At 34.7% G+C, this 17,287-nt stretch carries 15 protein-coding genes; 7 read left to right on the forward strand and 8 right to left on the reverse strand.

What is annotated here, in order from left to right; genetic code table 11:
- Position 1: 1 nt before the first annotated feature.
- From BJS11_RS06260 to kapB, 5 genes are all read right to left on the reverse strand, one after another.
- Positions 2-1,498 carry a Na+/H+ antiporter subunit D gene (locus BJS11_RS06260; protein WP_069994959.1) on the reverse strand — a complete coding sequence of 499 codons (1,497 nt, stop codon included), beginning with the start codon at positions 1,496-1,498 and terminating at the stop codon, positions 2-4.
- Positions 1,485-1,832 (reverse strand): Na+/H+ antiporter Mnh1 subunit C, encoded by a 348-nt coding sequence (gene mnhC1, locus BJS11_RS06265; protein ID WP_069994958.1) that lies wholly within the window; start codon positions 1,830-1,832, stop codon positions 1,485-1,487. The genes BJS11_RS06260 and mnhC1 overlap by 14 nt, the downstream gene beginning before the upstream one ends.
- Positions 1,832-2,260: a Na+/H+ antiporter Mnh1 subunit B gene (gene mnhB1 / locus BJS11_RS06270; RefSeq protein WP_069994957.1), complete on the reverse strand. Its 429-nt coding sequence runs from the start codon at positions 2,258-2,260 to the stop codon at positions 1,832-1,834. The genes mnhC1 and mnhB1 overlap by 1 nt, the downstream gene beginning before the upstream one ends.
- Positions 2,241-4,658 (reverse strand): Na+/H+ antiporter subunit A, encoded by a 2,418-nt coding sequence (locus tag BJS11_RS06275; protein WP_069994956.1) that lies wholly within the window; start codon positions 4,656-4,658, stop codon positions 2,241-2,243. Before BJS11_RS06275 ends, mnhB1 begins: the two co-directional genes overlap by 20 nt.
- A 128-nt stretch (positions 4,659-4,786) precedes the next feature.
- Positions 4,787-5,167, reverse strand: coding sequence for a sporulation phosphorelay system protein KapB (gene kapB, locus BJS11_RS06280; RefSeq protein WP_069994990.1), 381 nt, complete (start codon positions 5,165-5,167; stop codon positions 4,787-4,789).
- A 67-nt stretch (positions 5,168-5,234) separates the two neighbouring features.
- On the opposite strand from kapB, the gene BJS11_RS06285 reads away from it, so the two are divergent.
- The 5 genes from BJS11_RS06285 to BJS11_RS06305 all read left to right on the forward strand — a co-directional run bounded on the left by BJS11_RS06285 (position 5,235) and on the right by BJS11_RS06305 (position 10,860).
- Positions 5,235-5,828, forward strand: a complete 594-nt coding sequence (locus tag BJS11_RS06285; RefSeq protein ID WP_069994955.1) for a peptidylprolyl isomerase — start codon at positions 5,235-5,237, stop codon at positions 5,826-5,828.
- A gap of 374 nt (positions 5,829-6,202) precedes the next feature.
- A complete protein-coding gene (ygs, locus tag BJS11_RS06290) occupies positions 6,203-6,583 on the forward strand; it encodes a S1 domain-containing post-transcriptional regulator Ygs (protein ID WP_017722342.1) in 381 nt (126 codons plus the stop codon).
- Between the two features lie 227 nt (positions 6,584-6,810).
- Positions 6,811-7,944: an NADH-dependent flavin oxidoreductase gene (locus BJS11_RS06295; RefSeq protein WP_069994989.1), complete on the forward strand. Its 1,134-nt coding sequence runs from the start codon at positions 6,811-6,813 to the stop codon at positions 7,942-7,944.
- Between the two features lie 370 nt (positions 7,945-8,314).
- Positions 8,315-9,505, forward strand: coding sequence for an ornithine--oxo-acid transaminase (locus tag BJS11_RS06300; RefSeq protein WP_069994954.1), 1,191 nt, complete (start codon positions 8,315-8,317; stop codon positions 9,503-9,505).
- 110 nt (positions 9,506-9,615) lie between these two features.
- Positions 9,616-10,860, forward strand: coding sequence for a Glu/Leu/Phe/Val family dehydrogenase (locus BJS11_RS06305; RefSeq protein WP_069994953.1), 1,245 nt, complete (start codon positions 9,616-9,618; stop codon positions 10,858-10,860).
- Between the two features lie 119 nt (positions 10,861-10,979).
- Here BJS11_RS06305 and BJS11_RS06310 read toward each other — a convergent pair whose 3' ends face one another.
- The 3 genes from BJS11_RS06310 to BJS11_RS06320 all read right to left on the reverse strand — a co-directional run bounded on the left by BJS11_RS06310 (position 10,980) and on the right by BJS11_RS06320 (position 14,787).
- Positions 10,980-11,978: a glycerophosphodiester phosphodiesterase gene (locus BJS11_RS06310; protein ID WP_069994952.1), complete on the reverse strand. Its 999-nt coding sequence runs from the start codon at positions 11,976-11,978 to the stop codon at positions 10,980-10,982.
- A gap of 237 nt (positions 11,979-12,215) precedes the next feature.
- A complete protein-coding gene (gene argH, locus BJS11_RS06315; RefSeq protein WP_069994951.1) occupies positions 12,216-13,592 on the reverse strand; it encodes an argininosuccinate lyase in 1,377 nt (458 codons plus the stop codon).
- A complete protein-coding gene (locus BJS11_RS06320; RefSeq protein ID WP_069994950.1) occupies positions 13,585-14,787 on the reverse strand; it encodes an argininosuccinate synthase in 1,203 nt (400 codons plus the stop codon). Before BJS11_RS06320 ends, argH begins: the two co-directional genes overlap by 8 nt.
- Before the next feature lie 341 nt (positions 14,788-15,128).
- Here BJS11_RS06320 and BJS11_RS06325 point away from each other — a divergent pair, with 341 nt between their 5' ends.
- Positions 15,129-16,460 carry a glucose-6-phosphate isomerase gene (locus BJS11_RS06325; RefSeq protein ID WP_069994949.1) on the forward strand — a complete coding sequence of 444 codons (1,332 nt, stop codon included), beginning with the start codon at positions 15,129-15,131 and terminating at the stop codon, positions 16,458-16,460.
- A gap of 247 nt (positions 16,461-16,707) precedes the next feature.
- Entirely contained in the window at positions 16,708-17,283 is a 576-nt protein-coding gene (locus tag BJS11_RS06330; RefSeq protein ID WP_069994948.1) for a TVP38/TMEM64 family protein, read from the forward strand.
- Positions 17,284-17,287: the final 4 nt, after the last annotated feature.

A 17,287-nucleotide genomic window follows, 5' to 3' on the forward strand; every position in this document is an offset into this window, starting at 1 on the left:
ATTATTTCCCTCCCAATACACTGTCAGTATAGACACTAGGATTATAGAATGTCTCAGCAGCATCTTTAATAATTGGTTGTAACCAATCAGCAGAAAGTCCAAAAGCAACAGAAATTCCGACAGCAATTATTGCAACAGACAAGATACCTTTATATGGTAATTTTGGATTGACTTGGTAACCTTCTGATTTTCCGAAAAATCCTTTTAAGAAGATACGAATAACAGAATAGAGTACGACTAGACTAGATAGTAATACAACAATACCACTTAAATAGAAACCTTTTTCAAAAGTAGCTTGAACGATATAGTATTTACCATAAAAGCCACTGAGTGGAGGTATACCAGCCAAACTAAGTGCAGCGATAAAGAAAGTCCATCCTAAGACAGGATAATCTTTAATCAGACCACCATATTGTCGTAAATCGTGAGTTTTCGTAATTTTATACATGACACCAATAAGGAAAAATAATGCTGCCTTAATTAACATGTCATGAAGCGTATAATAGATTGCACCCATCATACCTGTTTGATTCATCATTGCAACACCGACAAGTATGACACCAACGGCAATCATAATGTTGTAAAGAATAATTTTTTTCGTATCATAATAACTTACTGCACCTACACAACCGAATATGATTGTAAGTAAGGCTAAAAACAGTATCGTATAGAATGAAAAGTTAGATGTATCTCTAAAGAACAGGCTAGCAGTTCTAGCGATAGCATAGACACCTACTTTTGTTAATAAAGCACCGAAAAAGGCAATAATGGCAATTGGTGGTGCATAATACGCGCCTGGTAACCAAATATACATCGGGAAGGCGCCTGCTTTAGTAGCAAATACAAAAATAAACATTACGAATATAATTGTGACAATTCCACTATCTTGTGCCGGTAATTGGCTCAACTTTTCACTGATGTCAGCCAAATTCAATGAGCCAACAACGGAATAAAGCATTGCAACCGCAATTACGAAGAATGCGGAGGATGTTACATTGACGAGTACATATTTAATTGTTTCGCTTAATTGTACTTTGGTACCACCAATGACCAATAGAATATATGAAGCCATTAAGAATACTTCAAAGAATACAAATAAGTTAAATATATCGCCAGTAATAAAAGAACCTATAACACCAGTAAGCATAAACATTACAGCAAAGTAGTAATAATATGTCTCACGCTCGATACCTACAGATTGATATGAATACATGATGATTAACATTGTAACAATCAAGCTTGTGATAATTAATAATGCACTAAATATATCAAGTACAAAAACGATACCATAAGGGGCTTGCCAAGAACCCAATTCTAACGTAATTGGGCCATCTTTCAGCACATTATTTAAGTTTATAAATGCGAATACTAATGTAAGTGCCGTACCGGATAAGCTCACATAACGTTTGATGATAGGGCGCTTACCGATGAAAATAAGTGCAATGATAGTTAACAAAGGTATTACGAGAAGCGATATGATAAGATTACTCTCGATCATTTTCTAGCACTCCCTTCATACTTTCTACGTTGTCTGTTCCTAATTCTTTATAACTTCTAAAAGCGAGCACTAAGAAAAATGCTGTAACTGAAAATGAAATTACAATCGCAGTAAGAATTAATGCTTGTGGAATAGGATCGACATAAGATGTTATCCCTTTTTCATAGATAGGGACATCACCTTTCTTTAAACCGCCCATAGTGATTAAAAATAAATTAGCGGTATGTGTTTGTAAAGTAGTACCGATAATGATGCGTATCAAACTTTTAGAAAGAATGAGATAGACGCTCATTGTCGTGAGAATACCACATACGAAAATCATTAAAATTTCCATTACTCATTCTCTCCAATCGATAAGATTATAGTCATTACAGTGCCTACAACTGCACACATAACGCCAAGGTCAAAGAAAGTTGCTGTATGCATTTCCATTGGCGATAATACACCTAAGGGAATTTCAAATGGTGTATGTGTAAAGAAATTTTTACTATAGAACCAACTTGCTAATGGTGTAAGCAAACAAAAAAGTAAGCCAATACCAATTAATATTTTAAAATCCCAAGGAAAAATCTTACGCATTGTTTTTATATCAAAAGCAACCGTAATGATGACCAGTGCACTTGCAAGTAGTAAACCACCAACGAAACCGCCACCTGGTGTATAGTGACCAGCTAGAAATAGCGATAAGCCAAACATGACAATGAGAAAGAAGATAACAACTGCTGAATATTGAAAGATAAGATTATTTTTCTGTCTGTTCAACGTTTTTACCTCCTTTATCCTGCTTAGTCGTATTCGTGCGTAATTTAATCATCGTATAAACACCGAGTCCTGCGATACCGAGTACTGCTGATTCAAATAATGTATCCGTACCACGGAAGTCAACGAGTATAACATTTACCATATTCGTACCATGTGCGAGATCGTAAACATGTTCTTTGTAAAATGCCGCAATCGAAGCGTAGTGTCTATTACCATAGGCAATTAAGCCTAATATCGTAACGATGATCCCTGTGCTCACAGCGATGATTACATTAACTACCTTAAATTCTCGTGTTTCTTTATGTCTATTTAAATTAGGTAAGTGATAGAAACATAATAAAAATAACGCAGTTGAAATTGACTCAACGACAAATTGTGTTAATGCTAAGTCGGGTGCACCGAAAAATATGAAGAAAATAGCAACAGCATAACCAACTGCGCTCGCCATAATAATGCTGAACAATCTAGATTTTGCAAAGATAATCATCGAAGCAGCTGTAATGATAAGTACAACGATAATTAACTCGAACGGACGAATGGCACTAACGTCTTTGAGATCAATACTAAAAGGTGTAACTATGAGTGTTACTATTGAAATTACAACAAGCGATGCAAAAATAATAACGAGGTTATTACGTGTAAACCCAGTCACATATGCATCTGTAAACTTGCCAGAATAGCCTGGTGTAACTGCACCGAATTTATCGTACCAATAGTTTATCGTCAGTTTTGTAGGATGTTGCTGTAACAGCTTCACCCAATATGCAAACGTCACGATAAGCACAATACCGACAATGTAAATGCCAAGCGTCGATAAAAATGCTGGCGTAAAGCCATGGAACATATGAATTTCCGCAGTTGTACCTGACGAGTGACTAATCGCATCTACAGCAGGTTCAATAAGTGATCCTGTTAATAATGATGGGAAGAATCCGAAAACAATCACTAGAATAGCAAGGATTGCAGGTGATACAAGCATCAATAATGATGCTTCGTGTGCCTTTTTAGGCAAAGCATCTACTTTGTGACTACCTAAGAATATTTGACCAATGAATCTAACGGAGTAAACAAAAGTAAATATACTACCCACAATTGCAATAATTGGAATTAACAATCCAAGTGTATCCAAGCTAAAAATATTAGCCTGTGTAACATCAATCATGCTTTCTAAGAATTTCTCTTTAGATAAAAAGCCATTAAAAGGAGGTACGCCTGCCATACTTAACGAAGTAATGATCGTAATTGTAAATGAAATAGGCATAATAGTTAGCAAACCACCTAATTTTTTCACATCACGTGTACCAGTGGTATGATCAATCGCACCTGTAATCATAAACAGTGCACCTTTAAATGTTGCATGATTAATCAAATGAAATACTGCAGCTGTAAAGGCCGCGATATAAATTTGACTTTCTGAGCCTTCAAAGTGATAGCTTACAGCACCTATGCCTAACATTGACATAATCATTCCTAATTGCGATACAGTAGAAAAGGCCAAGATGCCTTTTAAATCTTGTTGTTTTGTCGCATTCAATGATGCCCAGAATAATGTGATTAATCCGACTGCCGTTACGGTCCATATCCATCCTTGAGATACAGCGTAAATCGGCGTCATGCGTGCGACTAAATATAGTCCAGCTTTTACCATTGTAGCCGAGTGTAGATAAGCACTGACTGGTGTCGGTGCTTCCATAGCATCAGGTAACCAGACATAGAATGGGAACTGAGCTGACTTTGTCATAGCACCAATTAAGACAAAAACCATTGATAGAATGAAAAATGGGCTTGTCTGAATGTCTGAAACATTCTGGATTAATGTTTGAATGCTCGTAGAACCCCCTGCGATGGAGAGCAAGATGAGACCACCTAAAAGTGACAAGCCACCGAACACGGTAACAAGCATCGACTTTTGTGCGCCATAGATAGACGCCTGTTTGGATCTCCAAAATGAAATGAGAAGGAAACTAGAAAAAGAAGTTAACTCCCAGAATAAGTATAAGATGATGATATTATCTGATAATACAACACCTAACATTGCGCCCATAAAGAGCAATAGATAAACATAGAAATTGCCTAATTGTTCTTGTCGACTTAAATAACTTATAGAATAAAGTACAACTAAACTCCCAATACCAGTTATGAGTAAACTGAATAATAGTCCTAAACCATCAACGTATAAATTAAAATTCATACCGAAGTGAGGCATCCAGTTTGCCTTTTGCATAACTGTATTCCCAGACATGGTTGTCGAAATATAAGATAAGAAATATATAAATAAGACGACGGGGATAGGTAACACAAACCATCCTAGATGTATTCGTTTATAGAACCGATATACAAATGGAATAATGAGTGCAAATATTAACGGTAGTAATACCGCTATATGTAACACGCTCATTATCTTATCCTCCTTTAAAAATGTAGTATAAAATCATTATACATGAATTGAACGGTTCTGAAAAACGTCGTAAGCCCTTGAAGTACTTGCGATACATATGTTATTAAATATGAAGAAACACGGTATTTTTATTCAAAATTTTGTTTATATTGAATGCCGTAATCTTGTTTTAAACGTTGTAAATTTTCAAGAGACATAGACGCATGCAATGAATCTTGTGATTTTAATTTTGCCTCTAAATTTGAAATTGCTTGCTGTAATGAATCACAATAAGACATCGGTTCAACATCGAATTGTTTCAATTGTGATTTTTGAGCGTATCTTTTTTCAAATTGACTGAGCGCTTTACGTTCATGGAAAAATACATTTTCTGTTTCTTTAGGGTTGTGTAAATCACCTTGTTTTGGGTGTTTAATCACTTGTTCCACTTGAACAAGTACTTGATCACCATTTTCTTCTTTAATAGTGACACCGTAACTGCCAGTTTTATGTGCAAAACGATATAACATCATTCATACATCCCTTCTTTTTATGTTAGAATACATATATCATATTAACATGAAATGGAGAATGAACATGACGAACTATCCTCAGTTAAACAAAGAAATTAATGGTAATGAGATTAAACTTGTAATGCACACAAACAAAGGTGATATGACTTTTAAACTTATGCCGGATATTGCACCGAAAACTGTTGAAAATTTTGTGACACATGCAAAAAATGGTTATTACAATGGCGTAACATTCCATCGTGTCATCAATGACTTTATGGTACAAGGTGGAGACCCAACGGCAACAGGCATGGGTGGCGAAAGCATATACGGAGAGCCTTTTGAAGATGAATTTTCAAGAGAAGCTTTTAATATTTATGGTGCGCTATCAATGGCAAATGCAGGTCCACATACTAATGGATCACAATTCTTCATCGTGCAAATGAATGAAGTTCCTGAATCGATGTTAAGTCAATTGGCAGATGGTGGTTGGCCAGAACCGATAGTAGAAGCATATAGCAACACAGGTGGGACACCATGGTTAGATCAAAAACATACAGTATTTGGTCAGTTAATCGAAGGAAAAGATACGCTTGAAGATATTGCGAATACTAAAGTGGGTCCACAAGATAAACCATTACATGATATTACAATTGATTCAATTGATTTTGTAGAGTAAAAAATACGAGAAGCATTGCATCCATAACCAATCCGTTTTGAATGTGATGTTTAATTACAAAAGTCTAACGCGTCATTGCTGCATGGTAATGTGCCTGTTAGACTTTTGGTTTGTCGTCGTGTTTATTTTAATTTCATCGGCTTGATTATGATTGCCCGCTGCTACATTGAATATTAGTATGATTATATTTTGTCATTGGAATTATCTATATCTTGTTTGTAAATGGAAAGCGAATGGAATCATGAGCATCAATAATGCGCGGAATCATTTCGAAATGGACAAAATATTGAATTTTTCTACTATAATATTAGTGTGATGCTACAATGTATGCTATTATAATAGTGTTAAGTAATACGAAATAAGGGGTTATCACGTTGAATAATCACTATAAGGTAGGTCAACATATCAAAGTTCGTGTGACTGGTATTCAACCGTATGGCGCTTTTGTAGAAACCCCTGACAATGCTGAAGGTTTGATTCATATTTCTGAAATTATGGATGATTATGTCCATAATTTGAAAAAGTTTTTATCAGAAGGGCAAATTGTAAGAGCGAAAGTGATTTCAATTGATGATGAAGGAAAACTAAATCTTTCTTTAAAAGATAATGACTATTTTAAAAATTATGAACGTAAGAAAGAAAAACAATCAGTATTAGATGAAATTAAGGAAACCGAAAGATACGGGTTTCAAACAATTAAAGAACGCTTGCCGGTTTGGATTAAACAGTCTAAAAACGCGATTAAAGATGAATAAAGCATCTTTAAAGTACTGACATTTCAATTTTGAAGTGTCAGTTTTTTTATGGGGAAAAGTATTTTATGACAACTTTGTGATGGTAAGTTTTAAATTCATCAATAGGGATATAATTAAAAATATATGCATGAGCATATTTATTTGAAAGTAAGTTCGACCTAGATACAATGAATGAGTAAATGATATTGATTAAATTTTCAAGGTTAATTGTAGGAGGAAACGTAATGATGAATAAAAAATTTCAACCGCTTTTTGAAAAAGTTAAACTACCGAATAAAGTTGTTTTAGATAATCGTTTTGTATTGGCACCATTGACACATGTGTCATCTCATGATGACGGTTCGATTTCAAATGAGGAAGTTGTTTATATGGAGCAACGTTCAAAAGATGTAGGCTTAGCAATTTCAGCTGCAAGTAATGTAACTGATTTGGGAAAAGCATTTCCAGGTCAACCATCTGTTGCACATGATTCTAATTTAGAAGGCTTGAAACGTTTAGCACAAGCTATGAAGAAAAATGGTGCTAAGGCTATTGTTCAAATTCACCATGGTGGTGTACAAGCTTTGCCAAATTTAACGCCGGACGGTGATGTTGCTGGACCAAGTCCAATATCTATGAAAAGTTTTGGTGAACAAGAGGAGCATCATGCACGTGAAATGACAGAAGTTGAAATTCAAGAAACAATTAAGGCATTTGGTGAAGCGACACGCAGAGTTATTGAAGCTGGTTTTGACGGTGTGGAAATACATGGGGCAAATCATTACTTGATTCATCAATTTGTATCACCATATTATAATCGTCGTGATGATGCGTGGGGCAAAGACCGATTGAAATTTGTATCTGAAGTTGTTGATGAAGTTACAGCAACAGTAAAAGAATATGGTAGTAAAGACTTTATTGTTGGCTATAGATTTTCACCAGAAGAGGCAGAAACGCCAGGTATAAGCATGGAAATTACACAATCATTAGTTAAACATTTAATCGAAAAACCATTAGACTACTTACATGTATCATTAATGGACATACATTCGAAAACGCGTGAAGGTCAATATAAAGGACAGGAACGTGTGAAATTGTTGCTAGAATGGATTGAAGGGCGTATGCCACTGATTGGTATTGGTTCAATATTTACGGCAGAGCAAGCAATTGAAGCGGTAGAATCTACTCATGTTGATCTTATTGCCTTAGGTAGAGAAATATTATTAGATCATAATTTTATTAGTAAAATTAAAGATGGTAAAGAAGATGAAATAATTTCTGAATTTGATCCAGAAAGAAAAGACAGACATCATTTACCACCAAACTTATGGAAACAATTTAATAAAGGTTTTTATCCGTTACCAAGAACTGACAAAAAGTAAGTAATTGAAACGCATATATTCACATGGTTTTGATTGTGTGTTTTTATGCGTTTTTTTAGTATTATCGCGTATGAATATACGGTTATATGCAAAGTTAATTAAAACTAATTTTACTTTTGAAAATGAAAGAAAATAAGCTTGTAATCAAACCCTGGAGTGTGTCATTATGTATGTAAGGGCTTACATAAAAATAGCCGCAATTAATACTATTAATTAAGATACTTATTTTTTAGTAGTTTAACGTCATTTTAAACTTATCTGTGCAGCTATTTTAGAAAATAGTTTCAGTTCAACTATAAATACGTTATGCTATGGGTAAGTATTGCTTAAGAGTCATTTTGCTCTTAAATAATTACAAAGGGGAGATATCATGTCAAGATCAGAAGAAATCATTGAATTAACAAATCATTACGGAGCACAAAACTATGTACCACTTCCAATTGTCATTTCAGAAGCTGAAGGTGTTTGGGTTAAAGATCCGGAAGGCAACAAATACATGGATATGTTATCAGCATATTCTGCAGTAAACCAAGGGCATAGACATCCGAAAATAATTCAAGCTTTGAAAGATCAAGCCGATAAAGTGACTTTAGTTTCTCGAGCTTTTCACAGTGACAACTTAGGTGAATGGTATGAAAAAATCTGCAAACTTTCTGGAAAATCAAAAGCATTACCAATGAACACAGGTGCAGAAGCAGTAGAAACTGCATTAAAAGCTGCGCGTCGTTGGGCATATGATGTTAAAAACATAGCTCCAGATCAAGCAGAAATTATTGCTTTCAATGGTAACTTCCATGGTCGTACAATGGCACCTGTATCGTTATCATCTGAACCAGAATATCAACGTGGATATGGTCCATTATTAGATGGATTCCGTAAAGTAGATTTTGGTGATATTGACGCTGTTAAAGAAGCAATTAACGAAAATACTGCTGCAATTTTAATCGAACCAATCCAAGGTGAAGCTGGTATTAATGTGCCACCAGAAGGCTACTTAAAAGAAATTAGAGCACTTTGTGATGAGCATAATGTATTATTTATTGCTGACGAAATTCAAGCAGGATTAGGACGTTCAGGTAAGTTATTTGCAACGGATTGGGATGACGTTCAACCAGATGTATATATTTTAGGGAAAGCATTAGGCGGTGGTGTACTACCAATTTCTGTAGTACTTGCAGATGAAGAAGTCCTAGGTGTATTTACACCAGGTTCTCATGGTTCTACATTTGGGGGGAACCCATTAGCATGTGCTGTATCAAATGCAGCATTAGATGTTATTGTGGATGAAGATTTACCAGGTCGTTCATTAGAATTGGGGAATTATTTTAAAGAAGAATTACAAAAGATTGACCATCCTTCAATTAAAGAAGTAAGAGGTCGTGGATTGTTTATCGGTATTGAATTAAATGAGAATGCAAGACCTTATTGTGAAGCTTTAAAAGAGCAAGGTTTATTATGTAAAGAAACACATGATACTGTTATCCGATTTGCGCCACCGCTTATTATTTCTAAAGAAGAATTAGACTTTGCATTAGATAAAGTAAGAAGTGTTTTTAAATAAATTCACACTTCTGTAACATATGTTTTGAAAACTCTTTAAAAAGGTGAATCTTATGTTACAATTAGCATGAAAGCGAAATCATTAGTAACGAAAAAGAGGCGAAATGAATCATGACTGAGAATAATAATTTAGTTACTTCTACGCAACAAATTATTAAAGAAGCATTGCATAAACTGGGGTTTGACGATGGGATGTACGATTTAGTAAAGGAGCCATTGCGTTTCCTACAAGTAAGAATACCAGTACGTATGGATGATGGTACTGTTCAAACATTTACAGGTTATCGTGCACAGCATAACGATGCAGTTGGACCAACAAAAGGTGGCGTACGTTTCCATCCAGATGTTGACGAAGAAGAAGTAAAAGCATTATCAATGTGGATGACATTGAAGTGCGGTATCGTTGATTTACCATATGGTGGTGGTAAAGGTGGTATCGTTTGTGATCCTCGTCAAATGAGTATTCATGAAGTAGAACGTTTATCTCGTGGATATGTGCGCTCAATTTCTCAATTCGTAGGACCTACAAAAGATATTCCGGCACCAGACGTGTTTACTAACTCTCAAATCATGGCATGGATGATGGATGAGTATAGTTCTTTAGATAAATTTAATTCTCCTGGATTTATCACTGGTAAACCAATCGTACTCGGTGGTTCACAAGGACGCGATCGTGCTACAGCATTAGGTGTGGTAATTGCGATTGAACAAGCAGCACAAAGAAGAGGTTTAAATCTTAAAGGTTCACGTATTGTGATTCAAGGATTTGGTAATGCTGGTAGTTTCTTAGCAAAATTCTTGTATGACATGGGTGCAACAATTGTTGGTATTTCAGATGCTTATGGTGCTTTACACGATCCAGAAGGTTTAGACATTGACTATCTATTAGATAGAAGAGATAGTTTCGGTACTGTAACGAATTTATTTGATGAAACAATTTCAAATAAAGAATTGTTTGAAATCGACTGTGATATTTTAGTACCTGCAGCAATTGCAAATCAAATTACTGAAGATAATGCACATGATATTAAAGCAGGTATCGTTGTTGAGGCAGCAAATGGTCCAACGACACCAGCTGCAACACGTATTTTAACTGAACGTGATATTTTACTTGTACCAGACGTACTAGCAAGTGCTGGTGGTGTAACAGTGTCATACTTCGAATGGGTACAAAATAATCAAGGTTATTATTGGACAGAAGAAGAAGTTAACACGAAAATGCGTGAAAAATTAACGACTGCATTTGATACTATTTATGAATTAGCTCAAAACAGAAAAATTGATATGCGTTTAGCGGCATATATTGTTGGTATTAAACGTACTGCAGAAGCAGCGCGTTACCGTGGTTGGGCATAATTTAAAATAAACGAATTCAGCAATTTAAAAAGACCTTCATTCTTATGAAAATAGGAATGAAGGTCTTTTTGTATAATTTGTGGACGTTTATAATAGCCTCTCTAAATTAACATGCGCTTTTATTTATGCTTATGTTGTTGCTCATTTTCACTAATAATTTGTTTGTATACATCAGGATAATTTGTAAACACACCATCAACACCATATTCATTTAATCGTTTCATATCTGTTGGCTCATTGACAGTAAATGGATGCACGAGTAAATCAGCTTTTTTTAGATTTTTAACATTTTGTTTAGTCAAATCTGTATATTCAGGGCCGACACCTATAGCATATTGTCTGATTTGATTAAAGTTCAGTTGTGTCATACTTGTTAATTCACCTTTATCCAATAGGCGAATGAGTGGCACTGCTGGATTTAGTTTTTGCATTTTGAGTAAACTTTCCTCTGAAAATGATTGAACGAGTACATGTCCATTTTTTAACGAATTATTATTTAATAATTGGTGTTTATCCAAAGTATTTAATAATTTTTCTTCCATGCCTGGATAAACATCTGGTGATTTCGTTTCGATATAATAATTAGCATCTGTACCATAACGATTTAGAATTTCATCTAATGTTGGTACTTTAGCGCCTTTATAATTTGAATTGGCATATTGTGGGTTTTGCGAATTGAATTTACTGCCAGCATCAAGTTTTTTCAATTCTTTAAGTGTGTATTGATCGACTCTTCCTGTACCATTCGTTGTTCTATCAACAGTTTCATCATGCATAGCAACGAGATGTCCATCTTTAGTCATTTGTAAATCGATTTCGATATAAGATGCGCCGATAGCATTATGGCTTTTATCATATGAGAAAAATGTATGTTCAGGTGCGTAACCGCTCGCACCTCTATGCGCAATCGTTGCAAATTTTTCACCAGTTAAATTATGTATTTTTTTTTGGTTTCCATGAGCTTGACTAGAGTTACCATTTTGTTGGTTTGAAGTATTAACATTGTGTTGGGCATTGTTGTTACCATGACCACTCGCCTCAATTGCAGTAGTAGTACAAAGACCAGTTAATGTAATCGTTGCTAATGTTGTGGCGATGACTTTATTTGCATGATTCATAATGATGTCACTCCTTAATCTGAAATATAACTTTACCTTACATAAAAAGGGATATGTTGAAAATAGAATTTACATTATTATAATTCAAACTAAATAAAATTAATTTTCGAATTACATTTTTTTCGCCTCATTAACAAAACATCTGTTAAAAAATTGGAGCTATTTGAACTAAAACAAAATAAAGACACTGAATAAGGTAAGTTTAGATATACCTATCCAGTGCCGAATTGCATTGTGTTATGCTAAATTTTCTTTGATTATTGCTAATTGTTGTCTGACTGCTACTTGTCCCGTAGAACCATAACTGACGCGACGATTAATACAATTTTGTGGTGTTAAATAGTCATAGATGTCTGATTCTATGAATTGAGATGCTTTTTGGTATTGTGATAATGGTACATCTAATAAATATACATTGTGTTGTATTGCCCAAAGCACAAGTTTACCAACAATCTCATGTGCAGATCTGAATGGCACTCCTTTGTTGACCAAATAATCCGCGAGTTCAGTAGCATTGGAAAAGTCATTATGGACTGTTTGTTCCAAATGGTCTACATTAATCGTCATCGTATCTATCATGCCTTCAAAGATACGGAGTGATCCTTTTAAAGTGTGAATTGCATCAAATAAGCCTTCTTTGTCCTCTTGCATGTCTTTATTGTAAGCCAAAGGTAACCCCTTTAATGTCATGAGCATACTCATTAAATGACCAGATGTACGGCCAACTTTACCTCTAATCAATTCTGCCATATCAGGATTCTTTTTCTGTGGCATAATAGATGACCCCGTAGAAAATGTATCCGATAGTGTAATAAAATTTGCTTCAGTAGATGACCAAAATATAATTTCTTCTGCAAATCTTGATAAGTGAACCATCGTCAAAGAGATATTGTGTAACGTTTCTACGATATAATCTCTATCACTTACAGCATCTATACTGTTTTTATAAATTGCGCTAAAGTCTAATAACTTTTGTGTTTCATGACGGTCAATAGGATATGTTGTACCACTCAAGGCAGCAGCGCCAAGTGGAGATATATCTATACGTTTTAAACTATCCTGAAAACGTGATTTGTCACGTTCGAGCATCCAATAGTAAGTGAGTATATGATGCGCAAATGAAATAGGTTGTGCTCTTTGCAAATGCGTATAACCAGGCATAATTGTATCAATATGTGCTTCCGCAATATTAACAATTGCTTTTTGAAATGAAGTGATTAATGCAATTAAAGTATTCACTTCTGATTTTGTATATAAATGCATGTCTGTCGCAACTTGATCATTTCTGCTTCGTCCTGTGTGTAGTCTTCCTCCAGCATCCCCAATACGTTTGATAAGTTCGTGTTCGATATTTAAATGTATATCTTCAAGTGATTCGTCTAAAGCTAGATTGCCATGTTGATAATCAACTAGTATTGCGTTTAAACCATCAATAATCTGTTTACAATCTTCTTCTGAAATGATGTCTTGATTTGCTAGCATAGTAGCGTGTGCGATACTACCTTGTACATCATATTCAATCAGTGTTTTATCGAAGTTTATTGATGCATTAAATGCATCGACCCATGCTTCTGGTTGTGCACTAAATCTGCCACCCCATGCTTTACTACTCATGATTATAACCACCGTGCAACATCGCATTTACCTTAGTCGGTAAACCAAAGATATCTATGAATCCAACGGCTGATGCTTGATTAAATGCATCTTCTTTTGTATATGTTGCTAATTGCTCATTATAAAGTGTATAAGGGGACTGTCTACCGTTGACTGTAGCGTTACCTTTGTAAAGTTTGAGTCGTACGTCACCAGAAACGTGTTCCTGTGTACTATCCACGAATAATTTTAAGCTGTCTGTTAATGGAGAGAACCAAAGCCCGTTATAAATTTGTTCGGAAAATTGTTTCTCGATTACAGGTTTAAAATGTGCCACATCTTTCGTTAATGTAATCGTTTCAAGTGCTTTATGTGCCTTAATAATAACTTCAGCAGCAGGGGTTTCATATACTTCTCTAGATTTAATGCCAACCAATCTGTTTTCTACATGATCAATTCTACCAATACCATGTTTACCTGCTTGCTTATTCAGCATTAATATTAATTCACTTAACTGATATGATGTACCATTTAAAGCAGTTGGTATACCTTTTTCAAACGAAAGTACAATTTCTTCGGCTTCATCTGGTGCGTCTTCCAATTCACGTGTTAAATCAAAGGCATCTTTAGGGGGGGCAGCATAAGGATCCTCGAGTATGCCGCATTCATTGCTTCTTCCCCATAAATTTTGGTCAATTGAATAAGGAGAATCATGTTGAATTGGTACAGGAATATTATGTTTTATTGCATAATCTATTTCTTCTTCACGACTCCAAGCCCATTCTCTTACAGGTGCAAATACTTTTAAATCTGGATCGAGTGCTTTAATGGCTACTTCAAAACGTACTTGGTCATTACCTTTACCAGTACAACCATGTGCAATACCTATTGCATTTGTTTTTGCTGCGATTTCTACTAATTTTTTAGAAATCAATGGTCTTGATAATGCAGAAACTAAGGGATACATACCTTCATACATCAAATTACCTTTAATCGCATACGCCACGAAATCTTGGCTGAATTCTTCTGTTGCATCGATGATATGGCATTCAATTGCGCCCATATCTAATGCTTTTTGATGTACTAATTCCAAATCTTTGCCTTCACCGACATCTAAACAACAAGCGACGATATCGTAGCCTTTATCAATTAACCATTTAACTGCAACACTTGTGTCTAAACCGCCAGAATATGCTAATACAATTTTATCTTTCATAGTTCCACCTCAATTGATAGTTTTTAAAATTTGTTTTATGGATTTGTTAAAAATGATTATAGCAGATTAAAAATGAAAATAAAACCATTTTAATACATAAATATGCAAAAATGTGTGTAACGTGAATGTGTAATGTTGATATTTTTTGTTCTGTAACAAAGGTGTTTATGTAATATTGGGATGATTTGATTTTGTATAAAAAGTTGAATATAAAAAGTGTGGGATGTGGTGAGTACGATAAGTAGATATGATTATTTTTAATAATAACTAGGCTAGTTGTTTGAATACTCAAAATAAACTTAGTAAAATAATATTAAATAAAAAAATGGAGGCAATTCAAAATGACTCATATTCAATTAGATTATGGCAAAACTTTAGAATTTTTCGGCGAACATGAATTACAACAACAAAAAGATATCGTTAAATCAATTCATAAAACGATTCATGAAGGCACAGGTGCCGGCAGTGACTTCTTAGGTTGGATTGATCTTCCTGTTGATTATGATAAAGAAGAGTTTTCACGTATATTAGAAGCTTCGAAACGTGTTAAAGAAAATTCAGATGTATTCGTAGTAATCGGTATTGGCGGTTCATATTTAGGTGCACGTGCAGCAATAGAAATGTTAACGTCATCATTTAGAAATAGCGATGAATACCCTGAAATTGTCTTTGTAGGTAATCACTTATCATCAAGCTATACACAAGAATTAGTACAGTACTTAGATGGCAAAGATTTCTCAGTCAATGTTATTTCAAAATCTGGTACTACTACAGAACCTGCAGTTGCGTTCAGATTATTTAAGCAACTTTTAGAAAATAAATATGGTAAAGAAGAAGCAAAAGCGCGTATTTTCGCAACAACTGATAAAGAAAAAGGTGCCTTGAAACAATTAGCAACAAATGAGGGCTATGAAACATTTGTAGTACCAGATGATATCGGTGGCCGTTATTCTGTATTAACAGCTGTTGGTTTATTACCAATTGCGGTAGCAGGCATTGACATTCAAGCAATGATGTCAGGTGCAGCGAAAGCACGTGAAGAATTGTCATCAGAGAACTTAGAAGATAACATTGCTTATCAATATGCAACAATCCGTAATGTGTTATATGCAAAAGGCTATGACACTGAAATGTTGATTAACTATGAACCTTCGATGCAATATTTCAATGAATGGTGGAAACAATTATTCGGTGAATCTGAAGGTAAAGATTATAAAGGTATTTATCCTTCTAGTGCTAATTACACTACTGACTTACATTCACTTGGACAATATGTGCAAGAAGGTCGTCGTTTCTTATTCGAAACAGTAATTAAAGTCAATAATCCAAAACATGACATTACGATTGAAGAAGACAGCGATAACTTAGACGGTTTAAACTACCTTGCTGGTAAAACAATCGATGAAGTTAACACGAAAGCATTCGAAGGTACATTATTAGCACATACTGATGGTGGCGTTCCTAATATCGTTCTAAACATCCCACGTCTTGATGAAGAAACATTCGGTTATGTCGTTTATTTCTTTGAATTAGCGTGTGCAATGAGCGGATATCAATTAGGTGTGAATCCATTCAACCAACCAGGTGTAGAAGCATATAAACAAAATATGTTTGCATTATTAGGTAAAGCTGGTTTTGAAGATAAAAAAGAAGCACTAGAAAAACGTTTATAATCCAAATGAATATATCATTTTAATATAAGAATAATATGACCCGGGACATGTGGATGTCTCGGGTTATATGTATTATATTGCTGAATCGAATCTGCACATAGTAATTAATTATGTTATAGGTAGTGCTATATAGATTGAGAAAGTTCATTCTTAAGACTGATTTATATTGTGCTGAATAGTTTATAGTTTTAAAATAGCAACTTTACACTTATAATTAAGTTGAATAGACAGTGTGAGGATTGGTACGATGACAGAAACACAAGTGCAGCAATGGGTCGAAATGTTTGGCAGTTTAGGTTACATAGTTGCTTTTTTATTACCTTTTATTGAAGCTTTTCTTCCAGTTTTACCAATCATTGTATTTGTTATTGTGAATGTCAATGCGTATGGTTGGTTCATTGGTACATTGTTAGCGTGGCTAGGCACGGTCGCAGGAAGTTTTATTGTATTTTTATGTTTTAGAAGATTTACGCATACAAAATATATGAAAAAGATACAGCGTCGAAAAGCAGTTCAACGGTTAATTCATTTTATAGATCGTAAGGGTGTTATTCCTATATTTATATTGATGTGTTTTCCGTTTACACCGAGCGCGTTGGTAAATATCGTTGCAAGTTTGTCGCATATTAAAGCGCGAGCATATTTAATTGTCTTACTTGTGTCCAAATTTATAATGATTGGACTTGTTGGTTGGTTAGGCAAAGATATTACGTCGCTATTTTCTAGTCCGTTGCGATTGGCGACTGTTGCCAGTGTGATTATTGTCGTTTGGATTATTGGTAGAAAACTCGAGCAACATTTTATGCATGCGTCAAAGGAGTGACAAC

The organism is Staphylococcus caeli, from assembly GCF_900097965.1.
GTDB classification, from domain to species: domain Bacteria; phylum Bacillota; class Bacilli; order Staphylococcales; family Staphylococcaceae; genus Staphylococcus; species Staphylococcus caeli.